The organism is Pseudomonas sp. UTLPPB19802 (assembly GCF_059730225.1).
Window position 1 is genome coordinate 782,864 of sequence record NZ_AP048545.1, and the last position, 14,744, is coordinate 797,607.

General features: G+C 58.8%; 14 protein-coding genes. 11 read left to right on the forward strand and 3 right to left on the reverse strand.

Annotated features, from left to right (window positions below; translation table 11 throughout):
• Position 1 precedes the first annotated feature (1 nt).
• From recF to dnaA, 3 genes are read right to left on the reverse strand one after another with little or no spacing between them, the layout of a single operon-like run.
• Positions 2–1,105, reverse strand: a complete 1,104-nt coding sequence (gene recF / locus AC6I6U_RS03490) for a DNA replication/repair protein RecF (protein ID WP_497880675.1) — start codon at positions 1,103–1,105, stop codon at positions 2–4.
• Between the two features lie 35 nt (positions 1,106–1,140).
• Positions 1,141–2,244: a DNA polymerase III subunit beta gene (gene dnaN / locus AC6I6U_RS03495; RefSeq protein WP_010447564.1), complete on the reverse strand. Its 1,104-nt coding sequence runs from the start codon at positions 2,242–2,244 to the stop codon at positions 1,141–1,143.
• A gap of 38 nt (positions 2,245–2,282) precedes the next feature.
• Positions 2,283–3,806 carry a chromosomal replication initiator protein DnaA gene (gene dnaA, locus AC6I6U_RS03500; protein WP_497880676.1) on the reverse strand — a complete coding sequence of 508 codons (1,524 nt, stop codon included), beginning with the start codon at positions 3,804–3,806 and terminating at the stop codon, positions 2,283–2,285.
• 564 nt (positions 3,807–4,370) lie between these two features.
• Here dnaA and rpmH point away from each other — a divergent pair.
• From rpmH to atpB, 11 genes are all read left to right on the forward strand, one after another.
• The gene (gene rpmH / locus AC6I6U_RS03505; RefSeq protein WP_003213577.1) at positions 4,371–4,505 is read left to right on the forward strand and encodes a 50S ribosomal protein L34; all 135 of its coding nucleotides are present in this window, start codon (positions 4,371–4,373) and stop codon (positions 4,503–4,505) included.
• 16 nt (positions 4,506–4,521) lie between these two features.
• Positions 4,522–4,923 (forward strand): ribonuclease P protein component, encoded by a 402-nt coding sequence (rnpA, locus tag AC6I6U_RS03510; protein ID WP_497882973.1) that lies wholly within the window; start codon positions 4,522–4,524, stop codon positions 4,921–4,923.
• A complete protein-coding gene (gene yidD, locus AC6I6U_RS03515) occupies positions 4,916–5,161 on the forward strand; it encodes a membrane protein insertion efficiency factor YidD (protein WP_497880677.1) in 246 nt (81 codons plus the stop codon). The genes rnpA and yidD overlap by 8 nt, the downstream gene beginning before the upstream one ends.
• Before the next feature lie 2 nt (positions 5,162–5,163).
• The gene (gene yidC / locus AC6I6U_RS03520; RefSeq protein ID WP_497880678.1) at positions 5,164–6,843 is read left to right on the forward strand and encodes a membrane protein insertase YidC; all 1,680 of its coding nucleotides are present in this window, start codon (positions 5,164–5,166) and stop codon (positions 6,841–6,843) included.
• Positions 6,844–6,924: 81 nt separating this feature from the next.
• Positions 6,925–8,295, forward strand: coding sequence for a tRNA uridine-5-carboxymethylaminomethyl(34) synthesis GTPase MnmE (gene mnmE / locus AC6I6U_RS03525; RefSeq protein ID WP_497880679.1), 1,371 nt, complete (start codon positions 6,925–6,927; stop codon positions 8,293–8,295).
• A 648-nt stretch (positions 8,296–8,943) separates the two neighbouring features.
• On the forward strand, positions 8,944–10,842 hold the full coding sequence (gene mnmG / locus AC6I6U_RS03530) for a tRNA uridine-5-carboxymethylaminomethyl(34) synthesis enzyme MnmG (RefSeq protein WP_497880680.1): 1,899 nt from the start codon (positions 8,944–8,946) through the stop codon (positions 10,840–10,842).
• On the forward strand, positions 10,839–11,483 hold the full coding sequence (gene rsmG, locus AC6I6U_RS03535; protein ID WP_497880681.1) for a 16S rRNA (guanine(527)-N(7))-methyltransferase RsmG: 645 nt from the start codon (positions 10,839–10,841) through the stop codon (positions 11,481–11,483). Before mnmG ends, rsmG begins: the two co-directional genes overlap by 4 nt.
• 18 nt (positions 11,484–11,501) lie before the next feature.
• A complete protein-coding gene (locus tag AC6I6U_RS03540; protein WP_017902425.1) occupies positions 11,502–12,296 on the forward strand; it encodes a ParA family protein in 795 nt (264 codons plus the stop codon).
• A gap of 9 nt (positions 12,297–12,305) precedes the next feature.
• Positions 12,306–13,178 (forward strand): ParB/RepB/Spo0J family partition protein, encoded by an 873-nt coding sequence (locus tag AC6I6U_RS03545; RefSeq protein WP_497880682.1) that lies wholly within the window; start codon positions 12,306–12,308, stop codon positions 13,176–13,178.
• A 148-nt stretch (positions 13,179–13,326) separates the two neighbouring features.
• Positions 13,327–13,734, forward strand: a complete 408-nt coding sequence (locus AC6I6U_RS03550) for a F0F1 ATP synthase subunit I (protein WP_497880683.1) — start codon at positions 13,327–13,329, stop codon at positions 13,732–13,734.
• 16 nt (positions 13,735–13,750) lie between these two features.
• Positions 13,751–14,623 carry a F0F1 ATP synthase subunit A gene (atpB, locus tag AC6I6U_RS03555; RefSeq protein WP_497880684.1) on the forward strand — a complete coding sequence of 291 codons (873 nt, stop codon included), beginning with the start codon at positions 13,751–13,753 and terminating at the stop codon, positions 14,621–14,623.
• The last annotated feature ends 121 nt before the right edge of the window (positions 14,624–14,744 follow it).

Sequence of the window (14,744 nt, forward strand, 5' to 3'; positions counted from 1 at the left end):
TTCACTCCCGATGGTCGTGGGTCTGGGTGATACAGCCCTGTTCCACGTGGAACAGGGCAACTGGCGTTTCCGTCTGCCAGCCTTCCCTCAGTAATTCGTGGTCTACACAGGTGATGAATACCTGGCAGCGTAATTCTTCAAGCAAACGACATAGTGCGCGGCGGTGCTGGTCGTCCAATTCGGACGGCAAGTCATCCACCAGATAAATACATTGTCCACGGCGGGCCTGGCTGACCAGATGCCCTTGGGCGATGCGCAGCGCACAAACCACCAGTTTCTGCTGGCCCCGCGACAGGATGTCTGCGGCATTGTGCGCGCCCAATCGAAGGCGCAGATCCGCCCGCTGTGGTCCAGCCTGGGTGTGACCCATTTGCTGGTCCCGTTGCAGGGAGGAGGCGAGCACGGCGCTCAGCTCTTTTTCCTTGTCCCAGCCACGGTAATAGCTCAGCGTCAGCCCCTCGAGTTCGACTAGTTCGCTCAAGGTCTGCTCAAAGACTGGTTTCAGGGCTTTGATATAGGCGCGGCGGTATTCATCGATTTCGGCGCTGGCCAGGCACAGCTCCCGGTCCCAGGCCGCTTGCGAAGCAGCATCAAGTGTACCATGCCGCAGCCATGAGTTCCGCTGCCGCAGGGCCTTCTGCAGGCGCTGCCAAGTTGACATGAAGCGTGGTTCCACGTGGAACACACCCCAGTCGAGGAACTGTCGGCGAATCTTCGGCGCGCCTTCCAGCAGGCGGAAACTGTCGGGGTTGATCAGTTGCAGCGGCAGGATCTCCGCCAGTTGCGCGGCGCTCCTGGCGTTCTGTCCGTCGATGCGAATCTGGAATTCACCCTGGCGATCCCGGGAAATCCCCAAGGCGCTATGCCCACCTTCCGCCAACTCAACCTGGCCAAAAACCGTACAAGCCAGTTGCTCGTACTGGATCACCGGCAACAGTCGAGTGCTGCGGAATGAACGAGCCAACCCCAGCAAGTGGATAGCTTCCAGCACGCTGGTTTTGCCACTGCCATTGGCGCCGTAGAGGATATTGATACGCGGGGAGGGGGAGAAGGTCACCGGGTGCAGATTGCGCACCGCGGTGACCGAAACACGGCTGAGAGACATCTAGCGTGTGCTGAACATAAAGAGGCGAGGCACGGTTACAGGCGCATCGGCATGACGACGTAGGCCGAGTCATCGTTGTCCGATTCCTGCAGCAGGGCACTGCTGTTGGAGTCGGACAGGATCAGGCGAACCTGTTCGGTGGTCATCACGCCCAGCACGTCCAGCAAGTAGCTGACGTTGAAGCCGATCTCCAGGGAGCCGCCGTTGTAGTCGACGCCCACTTCTTCTTCCGCTTCTTCCTGCTCCGGGTTGTTGGCCTGGATCTTCAATTGGCCGCTGGCCAGTTGCAAACGAATACCGCGGTACTTCTCGTTGGACAGGATCGCGGTCCGGCTGAAAGCTTCGCGCAGGGCCTGGCGATCGCCCAGTACCAGCTTGTCACCACCTTTTGGCAGCACGCGCTCGTAGTCTGGGAACTTGCCGTCGACCAGCTTGGAGGTGAAGGTGAACTCACCGGTGGTGGCCCGAATATGATGCTGGCCCAATACGATGCTGACATTGCCTTCCGGCTCGGTCAGCAGGCGCGCCAGTTCCAGGATGCCTTTGCGTGGCACGATTACCTGGTGACGATCCGGCTGGCCGATGTCGGCCTGCATGGAACACATCGCCAAGCGATGACCGTCGGTAGCCACCGCGCGAATAACGCCAGCAGACACTTCCAGCAACATGCCGTTGAGGTAGTAGCGAACGTCCTGCTGGGCCATGGCGAAGCTGGTGCGCTCGATCAGTCGGCGCAGCTTGCTTTGCTCCAGGCTGCAGGTCAGCGAGCCCGGGCCTTCTTCCACCGTTGGGAAGTCATTGGCCGGCAGGGTCGACAGGGTAAAGCGGCTACGGCCAGCCTTGACCACCAGTTTCTGCTCATCGACCTTGATGTCGATCAGGGCGTCGTTCGGCAGGCTCTTGCAAATGTCCATCAGCTTGCGCGCCGGCACGGTGATCTCACCGGGTTCGGCCGGCTCTTCGAGCTGGACGCGACCGACCAGTTCGACTTCAAGGTCGGTACCGGTCAGCGACAGTTGCTGGCCTTCGACGACCAGCAGCACATTGGAAAGTACCGGCAAGGTCTGGCGGCGCTCGACGACGCCTGCGACCAGTTGCAGGGGTTTCAACAGGGCTTCGCGTTGAATGGTGAAATGCATGGTCTAGTCCCTTGCCTTAATAAGCTGCGCTGCAATTCTCACGTGGTCAGTGTACGCAGCAGGTTCTTGTAGTCCTCGCGGATGTCCGCGTCGGATTCCTTTAGTTCGTTGATCTTGCGGCATGCATGCAAGACTGTGGTGTGGTCACGTCCACCAAAAACATCGCCGATTTCCGGCAGGCTGTGGTTGGTCAGCTCCTTGGACAGCGCCATTGCAACCTGGCGCGGGCGGGCTACCGAGCGCGAACGGCGCTTGGACAACAGATCGGAGATCTTGATCTTGTAGTACTCGGCCACGGTCCGCTGGATGTTATCCACAGACACCAGCTTGTCTTGCAGGGCCAGCAGGTCTTTCAGCGATTCGCGGATCAGCTCGATGGTGATCTCGCGCCCCATGAAGTGCGAGTGCGCGATCACCCGTTTCAGCGCACCCTCCAGTTCCCGAACGTTGGAGCGAATACGCTGGGCGATGAAGAATGCGGCGTCGTGCGGCAGCTCGACCTTGGCCTGGTCGGCCTTCTTCATCAGGATCGCCACGCGGGTTTCCAGCTCGGGCGGTTCGACCGCAACGGTCAGGCCCCAGCCGAAACGCGACTTCAGGCGCTCTTCCAGGCCTTCGATCTCCTTGGGATAGCGGTCGCTGGTGAGAATCACCTGCTGGCCGCCCTCAAGCAGGGCGTTGAAGGTATGGAAAAACTCTTCCTGGGAACGCTCCTTGCGGGCGAAGAACTGAATATCGTCGATCAGCAGGGCGTCTACCGAACGGTAGAAGCGCTTGAACTCGTTGATGGCGTTCAGTTGCAGCGCCTTGACCATGTCGGCAACGAAACGCTCCGAATGCAGGTAGACCACCTTGGCGTTCGGGTTCTTCTTTAATAGATGGTTACCCACAGCGTGCATCAAGTGGGTCTTACCCAAACCGACGCCGCCATACAGGAACAGCGGGTTGTAACCATGCTTGGGGTTGTCCGCCACCTGCCAGGCTGCAGCGCGAGCCAGCTGGTTGGACTTGCCTTCGACGAAGTTCTCGAAGGTGAAGGTACGGTTCAGGTAGCTGGTGTGCTTGAGAGCACCTTCGACCTGGACAGTGCGCTGTTCCGCGCGAACAGGAGCCTGTTGCGAGCCGGCGCCGGCCATCGGGTCGAAGCTGTCGCGGGAGGGCTCTTCACTGACTGCTGCCACTTCCTTCGGCGCCGCAGCTTGCGGAGCGGAAGTGACCACTGGCGCAGCAGGAGCGGCAGCCGCCGCGCTGGCCGCCAAGGCCTGGGAGGCAGCGGCGGCCAACGGCGCATTCGGTGCGGCACGTGGGGCAGAGCTGCGTTTGCTGCCTATTAATAAGGAAAGGGCAGGCGCCTGGCCATTGCCATGCTCGTTCAACAGTTCGAGCAAACGTCCCAGGTACTTTTCATTCACCCAGTCGAGCACAAAACGGTTCGGTGCATAGACACGCAACTCGTCGCCTTCGGCTTCGACCTGTAGTGGACGGATCCAGGTGTTGAATTGCTGGGCAGGCAGCTCATCACGCAGAAGCTCCACGCACTGCTGCCAAAGTTCCACTGACACGGATATCCCCTAAGTTGAAAGCCGGTGAGGCAAAAACAAGCGGCCATTGTACCGGCAGGCTGGCCACTTATCCACATGTCGATGACGGCCAGACACTAGCCAATAGGCATCCCGGTTGTGAACAAGGCGACCAATGGTATGTGAATAAGCTCTGTGGATAACCGCCCCTGAGGTCGTTGCACAAGTAGGATCGAAAGTCTGTGGGTAACCTGGCTGTGGATAACACAGCTTTCCATGCACATGTTATTTGCGGGCGCAGCACAGGCAAGGCACCGTTTTCCCACCGTGTTGTCATTCTCTGTACAGTAGGTATTTTCTGGCCTCTGAACACTTATCCACAGATAACGGCGAGCTAAGCTTCTATAAGCTTTACAGAAAAGCTTTAAATACTTCGCTTCTTTATTTCTATATCTGGAGGCCAAGCGGATCAAGCTCGGGGGAGGAATACCTATAGGAAGGAAAAGCTGGTTGGAAATTGACCTGCGGGCTTGCTTTCTCTAGAATCGCCGGTCTCTTAAAACGGGGGCCATTCCGGCCCGTTGTGACGAACCAGGTAGCAACGCCATGAAACGTACTTTCCAACCCAGCACTATCAAACGCGCCCGCACCCACGGTTTCCGTGCTCGCATGGCAACCAAAAACGGTCGTGCCGTCCTGTCGCGTCGCCGCGCCAAAGGTCGTGCCCGTCTGGCAGTTTGATACTCCGGCACTGGTGGTGAGTCAGGACTTCAGTCGGGAAAAGCGTCTGCTTACTCCACGACATTTCAAGGCAGTCTTTGACTCCCCAACCGGCAAGGTTCCGGGGAAGAATCTCCTGCTCCTTGCGCGCAGCAACGACCTCGATCATCCCCGCCTGGGGCTGGTTATCGGTAAAAAGAGCGTCAAGCTCTCCGTTGAGCGCAATCGCCTCAAACGTCTGATGCGCGAATCGTTCCGTCTGCACCAGGATTCACTGGTGGGCTGGGACATCGTTATCGTCGCGCGCAAAGGTTTGGGGGACATAGAAAGTCCCGAACTGATTCAGCATTTCGGCAAGCTGTGGAAACGCCTGGCCCGTAACGCGCCTGCGGCCGCAGTCAAAACCGAACCTGCAGGGGTAGACAGTCCTGATGCGTAAACTGGCACTCGTTCCGATCCAGTTTTACCGCTATGCCATTAGTCCCCTGATGGCCAGTCACTGTCGTTTCTACCCCAGTTGTTCCTGCTACGCGTACGAAGCCATCGAAAATCATGGACTCCTGCGCGGTGGCTGGCTGACCTTTCGTCGTCTAGGTCGCTGTCATCCGTGGAATGCCGGTGGTTATGACCCGGTTCCACCTATTCCTACCTCCCGTTCTTCTTCGATGGCCGAGTAATCATGGATATCAAACGCACGATCCTGATCGTCGCCCTGGCAATCGTGTCCTACGTTATGGTTCTGAAATGGAACCAGGACTACGGTCAAGCTGCCCTGCCGACTCAGAATGTTGCCAGCACCACCGTTTCTGGCTTGCCGGATACCGCAACCAGCAGCAATGCCGCTGCCAACGATGACATTCCACGAGCTGCCAATGACACCAGCGCTCCCGCCGAAGCGCCGCTGGCTGTCAGCAAGGACCTCATCCAGATCAAGACGGATGTGCTGGAACTTGCCATCGATCCGAAAGGTGGGGATGTCGCGCAACTGAAGTTGCCACTGTACCCACGTCGCCAGGATCATCCAGACGTTCCATTCCAGCTGTTCGATAATGGCGGCGAGCGTGTCTACCTGGCACAAAGCGGCCTGATCGGCACCAACGGTCCGGACTCCAACGCTGCTGGCCGTCCGTTGTACGCTTCCGAGAAGAAAAGTTATCAACTGGCCGATGGCCAGGATCAACTGGTCGTCGACCTGAAGTTCAGTGCCAACGGTGTCAACTACATCAAGCGTTTCACCCTGAAGCGTGGCCTGTATGACGTTACCGTTTCCTACCTGATCGACAACGAAAGCGCCCAGCCATGGTCGGGTGCCATGTTCGCCCAGCTGAAACGTGACGCCAGCGCCGATCCTTCTTCCAGTACTGCCACCGGCACCGCGACCTACCTGGGCGCTGCCCTGTGGACAAGTTCCGAGCCGTACAAGAAAGTGTCGATGAAAGATATCGACAAGGGTTCGCTGAAAGAAACCGTGCAGGGCGGTTGGGTTGCCTGGTTGCAACACTACTTCGTGACCGCATGGGTCCCTGCCAAGGGCGACAGCAATGTCGTGACCACCCGCAAGGACAGCCAAGGCAACTACATCATTGGCTACACCGGTCCTTCGCTGACCGTTGCGCCAGGCCAGAAAGCCGAAACCAGCGCGATCCTGTATGCCGGTCCGAAGAGCCAGGCGGTACTCAAGCAGTTGTCCCCAGGCCTGGAACTGACCGTCGACTACGGCATCCTGTGGTTCATCGCCCAGCCGATCTTCTGGCTGCTGCAACATATCCACAGCCTGCTGGGTAACTGGGGCTTCTCGATCATCGTCCTGACGATGCTGATCAAGGGCCTGTTCTTCCCGCTGTCGGCCGCCAGCTACAAGTCGATGGCCCGCATGCGTGCAGTGGCGCCGAAACTGGCTCAACTGAAAGAACAACATGGCGACGACCGGCAGAAAATGTCGCAGGCCATGATGGAGCTGTACAAGAAAGAGAAAATCAATCCACTGGGCGGCTGCCTGCCGATCCTGGTGCAGATGCCGGTTTTCCTGTCGCTGTACTGGGTGTTGCTGGAAAGCGTGGAAATGCGCCAGGCACCGTTCATCCTGTGGATTACCGACCTGTCGATCAAGGATCCGTTCTTCATCCTGCCGATCATCATGGGCGCCACCATGTTCATCCAGCAGCGCCTGAACCCGACTCCGCCGGATCCGATGCAAGCCAAGGTGATGAAGCTGATGCCGATCATCTTCACCTTCTTCTTCCTGTGGTTCCCTGCCGGTCTGGTACTGTACTGGGTTGTGAACAACTGCCTGTCGATCGCCCAGCAGTGGTACATCACCAGCCGTATCGAAGCAGCCAGCAAGAAAGCCGCTGCCTGACCTACGCTGTGGATAAACACTCAAGACGCCCCCTAGTGGGGCGTTTTGCTATCTGTCACTTTCATTTTTGAGGCCCGCTCCATGAACGTCCCTCGGGAAACCATCGCCGCCGTCGCCACTGCCCAGGGTCGTGGCGGTGTCGGTATCGTCCGTATTTCCGGGCCTCTGGCGCACGCGGCAGCTCTGGCCATCAGTGGCCGAGAGCTGAAACCGCGTTTTGCCCACTATGGCCCGTTCCTGGGTGAAACCGGCGAAGTGCTCGACGAAGGCCTGGCGCTGTACTTCCCCGGGCCGAATTCGTTCACCGGCGAAGATGTCCTGGAACTGCAGGGCCATGGCGGTCCGATCGTCCTCGACATGCTCCTGCAGCGTTGCCTGCAATTGGGTTGCCGACTGGCGCGTCCCGGCGAATTCAGCGAGCGCGCATTTCTCAACGATAAGCTCGACCTGGCCCAGGCAGAGGCCATCGCCGACCTGATCGAAGCCAGTTCGGCGCAAGCCGCGCGCAACGCCTTGCGTTCCCTGCAGGGCGCTTTCTCCCAGCGTGTGCATCACCTCACCGAACAACTGATCAGCCTGCGTATCTACGTCGAGGCCGCCATCGACTTTCCCGAGGAAGAAATCGACTTCCTCGCCGATGGCCATGTGCTGGCGATGCTCGATGCAGTCCGTGACGAGTTGTCCACAGTGATCCGCGAAGCTGGCCAAGGTGCATTGTTGCGTGACGGCATGACTGTAGTGATCGCCGGTCGGCCGAACGCCGGCAAGTCGAGCCTGCTCAATGCCCTCGCAGGGCGTGAAGCGGCGATCGTTACCGAGATCGCCGGCACCACTCGGGATATCCTGCGTGAACATATCCACATTGATGGCATGCCACTGCACGTCGTCGATACCGCCGGCTTGCGCGACACTGACGACCATGTGGAAAAGATCGGGGTGCAGAGAGCGCTCAAGGCCATTGGCGAAGCCGATCGGGTACTGCTGGTAGTGGATGCGACGGCGCCCGAAGCTGTGGATCCTTTTGCCCTGTGGCCGGAGTTCCTTGAACAACGTCCGGACCCGGCCAAGGTGACGCTGATCCGCAACAAGGCTGATCTCACTGGCGAGAACATCGCCCTGGAAGTCAGTGAGGACGGCCATGTCACTATTAGCCTGAGCGCCAAGTCCGCAGGCGAAGGCCTGGAGCTGCTGCGTGACCATCTCAAGGCCTGCATGGGTTATGAACAGACCTCCGAGAGCAGCTTCAGCGCCCGTCGCCGGCATCTGGAAGCACTGCGCTTCGCCAGTTCCGCCCTGGAGCATGGCCATGCGCAGCTGACTCTTGCCGGGGCAGGAGAGCTATTGGCGGAAGATTTGCGTCAGGCCCAGCAATTCCTCGGTGAAATCACCGGGGCATTCAGCTCCGATGACCTGCTCGGAAGGATCTTCTCGAGTTTTTGTATCGGGAAATGACAGCAGCCAGCGGTGTGGTTATCCACAATTGCTGGTGCATTGCCACCTCAAGGCAAGCCGGGAACCGATAATCTGACCCGGCTCCGATCTCCTTTCTGCTCCAGGTGATGGCGGTCCTCGCCATCACTTTTCATTGGGCCTGAACCCAAGTCCTGCAGCTACTTGCGCTGACAACGTTCCCAGACTCGAAAAATCTCCCACAGGAGAGGCATTTTCGTGCCCGCCGGTCGCCTGGTGGACCCATTTCTGTGGATTAAGCCCTGTGAATAACCTCCCCTCAGCCCAGTTGATAACAAGGCTTGAAAACTGGGTATGAACCCGTCTGTGGATAAATATCACATTAATCCACAGGCTTAAGCCGGTTATCCCAAAGCCTCCTGGCCACATGACCACAGAGTTATGAATCTCTGTACATCATGAGAAACAAGGCCTGTATAGATTTATCCACAGATAGGTGGTGCCCTAAGAATAAACATAAAAACAAGGTTTTAATACATTTCTTTCTTTTTGATTTCTATTACCCGGGATTATCCACAGCTGGTTAAATTTTGTGCAAAGGGTTCTTTAGGAAGGGCGAATTCCCTATACTTGGTCATTCAGTCCAAATTTCTCTTATTTACCTACCTGGAAGCAGGCACGAGGTGCGTGGTGGATTTCCCTTCCCGTTTTGAAGTGATCGTCATCGGCGGCGGTCATGCCGGTACCGAGGCAGCACTAGCATCAGCACGCATGGGGGCAAAAACCCTGTTGCTGACGCATAACGTGGAAACCCTCGGTGCCATGAGCTGCAATCCGGCGATCGGCGGCATTGGTAAAAGCCACCTGGTCAAGGAAATCGATGCCCTTGGTGGTGCGATGGCGATCGCCACCGACAAAGGCGGCATCCAGTTCCGGGTTCTCAACAGCCGTAAAGGCCCTGCTGTACGTGCTACTCGTGCACAGGCCGATCGTGTGCTGTACAAGGCCGCTGTCCGTGAAATCCTGGAGAACCAACCGAACCTGTGGATATTTCAGCAGGCTGCCGATGACCTTATCGTCGAACAGGACCAGGTTCGTGGTGTCGTGACCCAGATGGGCCTGCGTTTCTTCGCTGACTCCGTGGTATTGACCACCGGCACGTTCCTCGGCGGACTTATCCACATCGGTCTGCAGAACTTTTCCGGCGGTCGCGCTGGCGATCCACCGTCGATTGCCCTGGCTCAGCGCCTGCGTGAACTGCCGCTGCGTGTCGGCCGGCTGAAAACCGGTACGCCGCCACGCATCGACGCGCGGTCTGTGGATTTCTCGGTAATGACTGAACAACCGGGCGATACGCCGATCCCGGTCATGTCGTTCATGGGCAACAAGGAACAGCATCCACAGCAAGTCAGTTGCTGGATTACCCATACCAATGCCCGTACCCACGAAATCATCGCGGCGAACCTCGACCGTTCGCCGATGTATTCCGCTGCCGGAGAAATCGAGGGCATCGGCCCGCGCTACTGCCCGTCGATCGAGGATAAGATCCATCGTTTCGCCGACAAGGCGAGTCATCAGGTGTTCATCGAGCCCGAAGGCCTGACCACCAATGAGCTGTATCCGAATGGGATATCCACATCCTTGCCGTTTGACGTGCAACTGCAGATCGTCCAGTCGATCCGCGGCATGGAAAATGCCCATATCGTGCGGCCGGGCTATGCGATCGAATACGATTACTTCGATCCGCGCGACCTGAAGTACAGCCTGGAAACCAAGGTGATCGGTGGCCTGTTCTTCGCGGGGCAGATCAACGGCACCACCGGTTACGAGGAAGCCGGCGCCCAGGGGCTGTTGGCTGGTGCCAACGCCGCACTGCGCGCACAGGGCAAGGACAGCTGGTGCCCACGTCGCGACGAAGCGTACATCGGCGTACTGGTCGACGACCTGATCACCCTCGGCACCCAGGAGCCGTACCGGATGTTCACTTCCCGTGCCGAGTACCGCCTGATCCTGCGCGAAGACAACGCCGACCTGCGCCTGACCGAGAAAGGTCGCGAGCTCGGACTGGTCGACGACGCGCGCTGGGCGGCGTTCTGCAAGAAGCGCGAAGGCATCGAGCAGGAAGAACAACGGCTGAAAAGTACCTGGGTTCGTCCGGGCACCGAGCAGGGCGACGCCATTGCCGAAAAATTCGGCACGCCGCTGACCCATGAATACAACCTGCTGAACCTGCTGAGTCGTCCGGAAATCGACTACTCTGGTCTGGTCGAAGTGACCGGGCAGGGCGCTGAAGATCCACAGGTTGCCGAACAGGTCGAGATCAAGACCAAGTACGCCGGCTACATCGACCGCCAGCAGGACGAGATCGCTCGCCTGCGCGCCAGTGAAGATACCCGCCTGCCTGTGGATATCGACTACTCGACCATTTCCGGCCTGTCGAAGGAAATCCAGAGCAAGCTCGGCGCCACCCGCCCCGAGACCCTGGGCCAGGCTTCGCGCATTCCCGGCGTCACGCCGGCGGCGATTTCCCTGTTGATGATTCATTTGAAAAAACGCGGCGCCGGCCGTCAGTTGGAGCAAACCGCTTGAGTTCGTTGGTCACCACGCAACACGCCGAAGAGTTATCCACAGGTGCTCGCCAGCTCGGTGTGAACCTGACTGCAACCCAGCACGAACAGTTGCTGGGTTACCTGTCCCTGTTGATCAAGTGGAACAAGGCCTACAACCTGACCGCGGTGCGTGATCCGGACGAAATGGTTTCGCGGCACCTGCTCGACAGCCTGAGTGTGATGTCCTTCATCGAGGATGGCCGCTGGCTCGATGTCGGCAGCGGCGGCGGCATGCCGGGGATTCCCCTGGCGATCCTGTTTCCCGGCTCGCAGGTAACCTGCCTGGACAGTAACGGCAAGAAGACCCGCTTCCTGACCCAGGTCAAGCTCGAACTCAAACTGGATAACCTGCAAGTTATCCACAGTCGCGTCGAAGCCTTCCAGCCTGAACAGCCCTTCAACGGCATCATTTCCCGGGCGTTCAGCAGCATGGAAAACTTCACCAACTGGACCCGTCACCTCGGTGACCGCGACACACGTTGGCTGGCAATGAAGGGCGTCCATCCAACGGATGAGCTGGTAGCATTGCCGGCAGACTTCCACCTCGATAGCGAACACGCCTTGGCCGTACCGGGTTGCCAAGGCCAACGCCATCTGCTGATACTGCGCCGCACGGCATGATTGGGAACACAAGCAAGAATGGCTAAGGTATTCGCGATAGCGAACCAAAAGGGTGGCGTGGGCAAGACCACCACCTGCATCAACCTCGCAGCATCCCTGGTCGCGACCAAGCGCCGGGTGCTGTTGATCGATCTCGATCCACAGGGCAACGCCACCATGGGTAGCGGTGTGGATAAACACGGCCTGGAAAACTCCATCTACGATGTGCTGATCGGCGAATGCGATCTGGCGCAGGCCATGCACTTCTCCGAGCACGGCGGTTATCAACTGCTGCCGGCCAACCGCGACCTGACGGCAGCCGAAGTGGTGCTGCTGGAAATGCAGATGAAGGAAAGCCGTCTGCGTAGCGCCCTGGCACCGATCCGCGAGAACTACGACTTCATCCTGATCGACTGCCCGCCGTCGCTGTCGATGCTGACCCTCAATGCCCTGGTTGCCGCCGATGGGGTAGTTATCCCCATGCAGTGCGAGTACTACGCCCTCGAAGGCTTGAGCGACCTTGTGGATAACATCAAGCGTATTGGCGAGCTGCTCAACCCCGAATTGAAAATCGAGGGCCTGCTGCGGACCATGTACGACCCACGTCTGAGTTTGATGAACGACGTTTCCGCACAGCTCAAGGAACATTTCGGTGACCAGCTGTACGACACCGTGATTCCACGCAACGTCCGCCTCGCCGAAGCCCCGAGCTACGGCATGCCGGCCCTGGCGTACGACAAACAATCGCGCGGCGCGGTGGCCTATCTGGCCCTGGCGGGCGAGATGGTTCGTCGGCAACGCAAAAATTCACGCGTCGCCGCCCCGGCAACCTAAGGAGTCCCCATGGCCGTCAAGAAACGAGGACTCGGGCGCGGACTGGACGCTCTGTTGAGTGGTCCGACCGTCAGTGCACTGGAAGAACAGGCCGTGCTGGCCGACCAGCGCGAATTGCAGAACCTGCCGCTGGACTTGATCCAGCGCGGCAAATACCAGCCGCGCCGCGACATGGACCCCCAGGCGCTGGAAGAACTGGCGAATTCGATCAAGGCCCAGGGCGTCATGCAGCCGATTGTGGTTCGTCCGATCGGCAGCGGGCGCTATGAAATCATCGCCGGTGAACGCCGCTGGCGTGCCAGCCAGCAGGCCGGTCAGGAAACCATTCCGGCGATGGTCCGCGATGTGCCGGATGAAACCGCCATTGCCATGGCCCTGATCGAGAACATCCAGCGCGAAGACCTCAACCCGATCGAGGAAGCCCTGGCCCTGCAACGCCTGCAGCAGGAATTCCAGCTGACCCAGCAGCAGGTCGCCGAGGCTGTGGGTAAGTCCCGCGTGACGGTGGCCAACCTGCTGCGCCTGATCGCGCTGCCGGAAGTGATCAAGACCATGCTGTCCCACGGTGACCTGGAAATGGGTCACGCACGTGCCCTGCTCGGATTGCCGGATGAGCAGCAGGTCGAAGGGGCGCGACACGTTGTCGCACGAGGCCTCACCGTACGTCAGACCGAGGCCCTGGTTCGCCAGTGGCTCAGTGGCAAACCGGCGCCGGTCGAACCGCCAAAGGCCGACCCGGATATCAGCCGCCTCGAACAGCGGCTGGCCGAGCGTCTAGGCTCTGCGGTGCAGATCCGTCACGGACAGAAGGGAAAGGGTCAGTTGGTGATCCGCTACAACTCGCTCGACGAGTTGCAAGGTGTCCTCGCGCATATTCGCTGAAACATTTCCTCATGTAGCGCGCAGTCGGAAAAGACTACCCGGCAGTTGAATAGGGGCTGAACCGCCCCTATACTCTGCGCGCATTTTGTCGGCACAATTTATGCCAAGTTATTGATTTACGGCGGCCGACCCGTGAGGAGCGCAAGTGATGGAAAACCGCAGGCCAAACAGGTTGCCGTTCCATCGCTTGGCGGTATTTCCGGTTTTATTGGCTCAATTGGTCGTATTATTGGTGGCCGCGCTGGCGCTTTGGCAATGGCGAGGTGTCGTTGCCGGATACTCGGGACTCTGCGGAGGCCTGATAGCATTGCTCCCCAATGCATATTTTGCTCACAGGGCCTTTCGGTTTTCCGGCGCCCGAGCAGCCCAGTCCATCGTCCGGTCTTTTTATGCCGGCGAGGCGGGCAAGTTGATTTTGACGGCAGTGCTGTTTGCACTGACGTTTGCAGGTGTGAAGCCATTGGCACCGATAGCGGTATTCGGTGTCTTCGTGCTGACCCAATCGGTCAGCTGGTTCGCACCCCTGCTAATGAAAACAAGACTTTTGAGACCTTAGGGCGTTTGAGGCAAACATGTCAGCAGAATCCGCTTCGGGCTATATCCAGCACCACTTGCAGAACCTGACCTTCGGTCAGCTACCTAACGGCGGCGGTTGGGGCTTTGCCCATTCCGCAGCAGAAGCCAAGGCCATGGGCTTCTGGGCATTCCACGTGGATACCCTGGGCTGGTCCGTGGCCCTGGGCCTGATCTTCATCCTGCTGTTCCGCATGGCGGCGAAAAAGGCGACCTCCGGTCAGCCTGGCGCCCTGCAGAACTTCGTTGAAGTGCTGGTCGAATTCGTCGACGGTAGCGTCAAGGACAGCTTCCACGGTCGTAGCCCGGTCATCGCACCGCTGGCCCTGACCATTTTCGTCTGGGTGTTCCTGATGAACGCCATCGACCTGGTGCCTGTCGACTGGATCCCGCAACTGGCGGCAGCGATCTCCGGCAACCACGAGATTCCGTTCCGCGCCGTATCGACCACCGACCCGAACGCCACGCTGGCCATGGCTTTCTCGGTGTTCGCGCTGATCATTTTCTACAGCATCAAGGTCAAGGGTATCGGCGGTTTCATCGGCGAACTGACCCTGCACCCGTTCGGTAGCAAGAACGTCCTGGTCCAGGCGCTGCTGATTCCGGTCAACTTCCTGCTGGAATTCGTGACCCTGATCGCCAAGCCGATTTCCCTGGCACTGCGTCTGTTCGGCAACATGTACGCTGGTGAGCTGGTATTCATCCTGATCGCCGTGATGTTCGGCAGCGGCCTGCTCTGGCTGAGCGGCCTGGGCGTGGTCCTGCAGTGGGCGTGGGCAGTGTTCCACATCCTGATCATCACCCTGCAGGCGTTCATCTTCATGATGCTGACCATCGTCTACCTGTCGATGGCGCACGAAGAAAACCATTAAGACCGGTTTCGGCCAGTCTGATGTCTCTCCCGGTCAAACGGGAGAGGGCTCCAAGCGGGAAACCGCGGCAGGGCCCGCTGAAACGATTTGTTTTACCGCTTTAAATTAAAAAAACCTAAAC

Excerpts from the sequence above, each read along its gene's own strand:
- yidD (WP_497880677.1), top strand. The coding sequence starts at position 4,916 with ATGCGTAAACTGGCACTCGTTCCGATCCAGTTTTACCGCTATGCCATT.
- recF (WP_497880675.1), bottom strand. The coding sequence starts at position 1,105 with ATGTCTCTCAGCCGTGTTTCGGTCACCGCGGTGCGCAATCTGCACCCG.
- yidC (WP_497880678.1), top strand. The coding sequence starts at position 5,164 with ATGGATATCAAACGCACGATCCTGATCGTCGCCCTGGCAATCGTGTCC.
- dnaN (WP_010447564.1), bottom strand. The coding sequence starts at position 2,244 with ATGCATTTCACCATTCAACGCGAAGCCCTGTTGAAACCCCTGCAACTG.
- atpB (WP_497880684.1), top strand. The coding sequence starts at position 13,751 with ATGTCAGCAGAATCCGCTTCGGGCTATATCCAGCACCACTTGCAGAAC.
- rpmH (WP_003213577.1), top strand. The coding sequence starts at position 4,371 with ATGAAACGTACTTTCCAACCCAGCACTATCAAACGCGCCCGCACCCAC.
- AC6I6U_RS03550 (WP_497880683.1), top strand. The coding sequence starts at position 13,327 with ATGGAAAACCGCAGGCCAAACAGGTTGCCGTTCCATCGCTTGGCGGTA.
- AC6I6U_RS03540 (WP_017902425.1), top strand. The coding sequence starts at position 11,502 with ATGGCTAAGGTATTCGCGATAGCGAACCAAAAGGGTGGCGTGGGCAAG.
- mnmE (WP_497880679.1), top strand. The coding sequence starts at position 6,925 with ATGAACGTCCCTCGGGAAACCATCGCCGCCGTCGCCACTGCCCAGGGT.
- AC6I6U_RS03545 (WP_497880682.1), top strand. The coding sequence starts at position 12,306 with ATGGCCGTCAAGAAACGAGGACTCGGGCGCGGACTGGACGCTCTGTTG.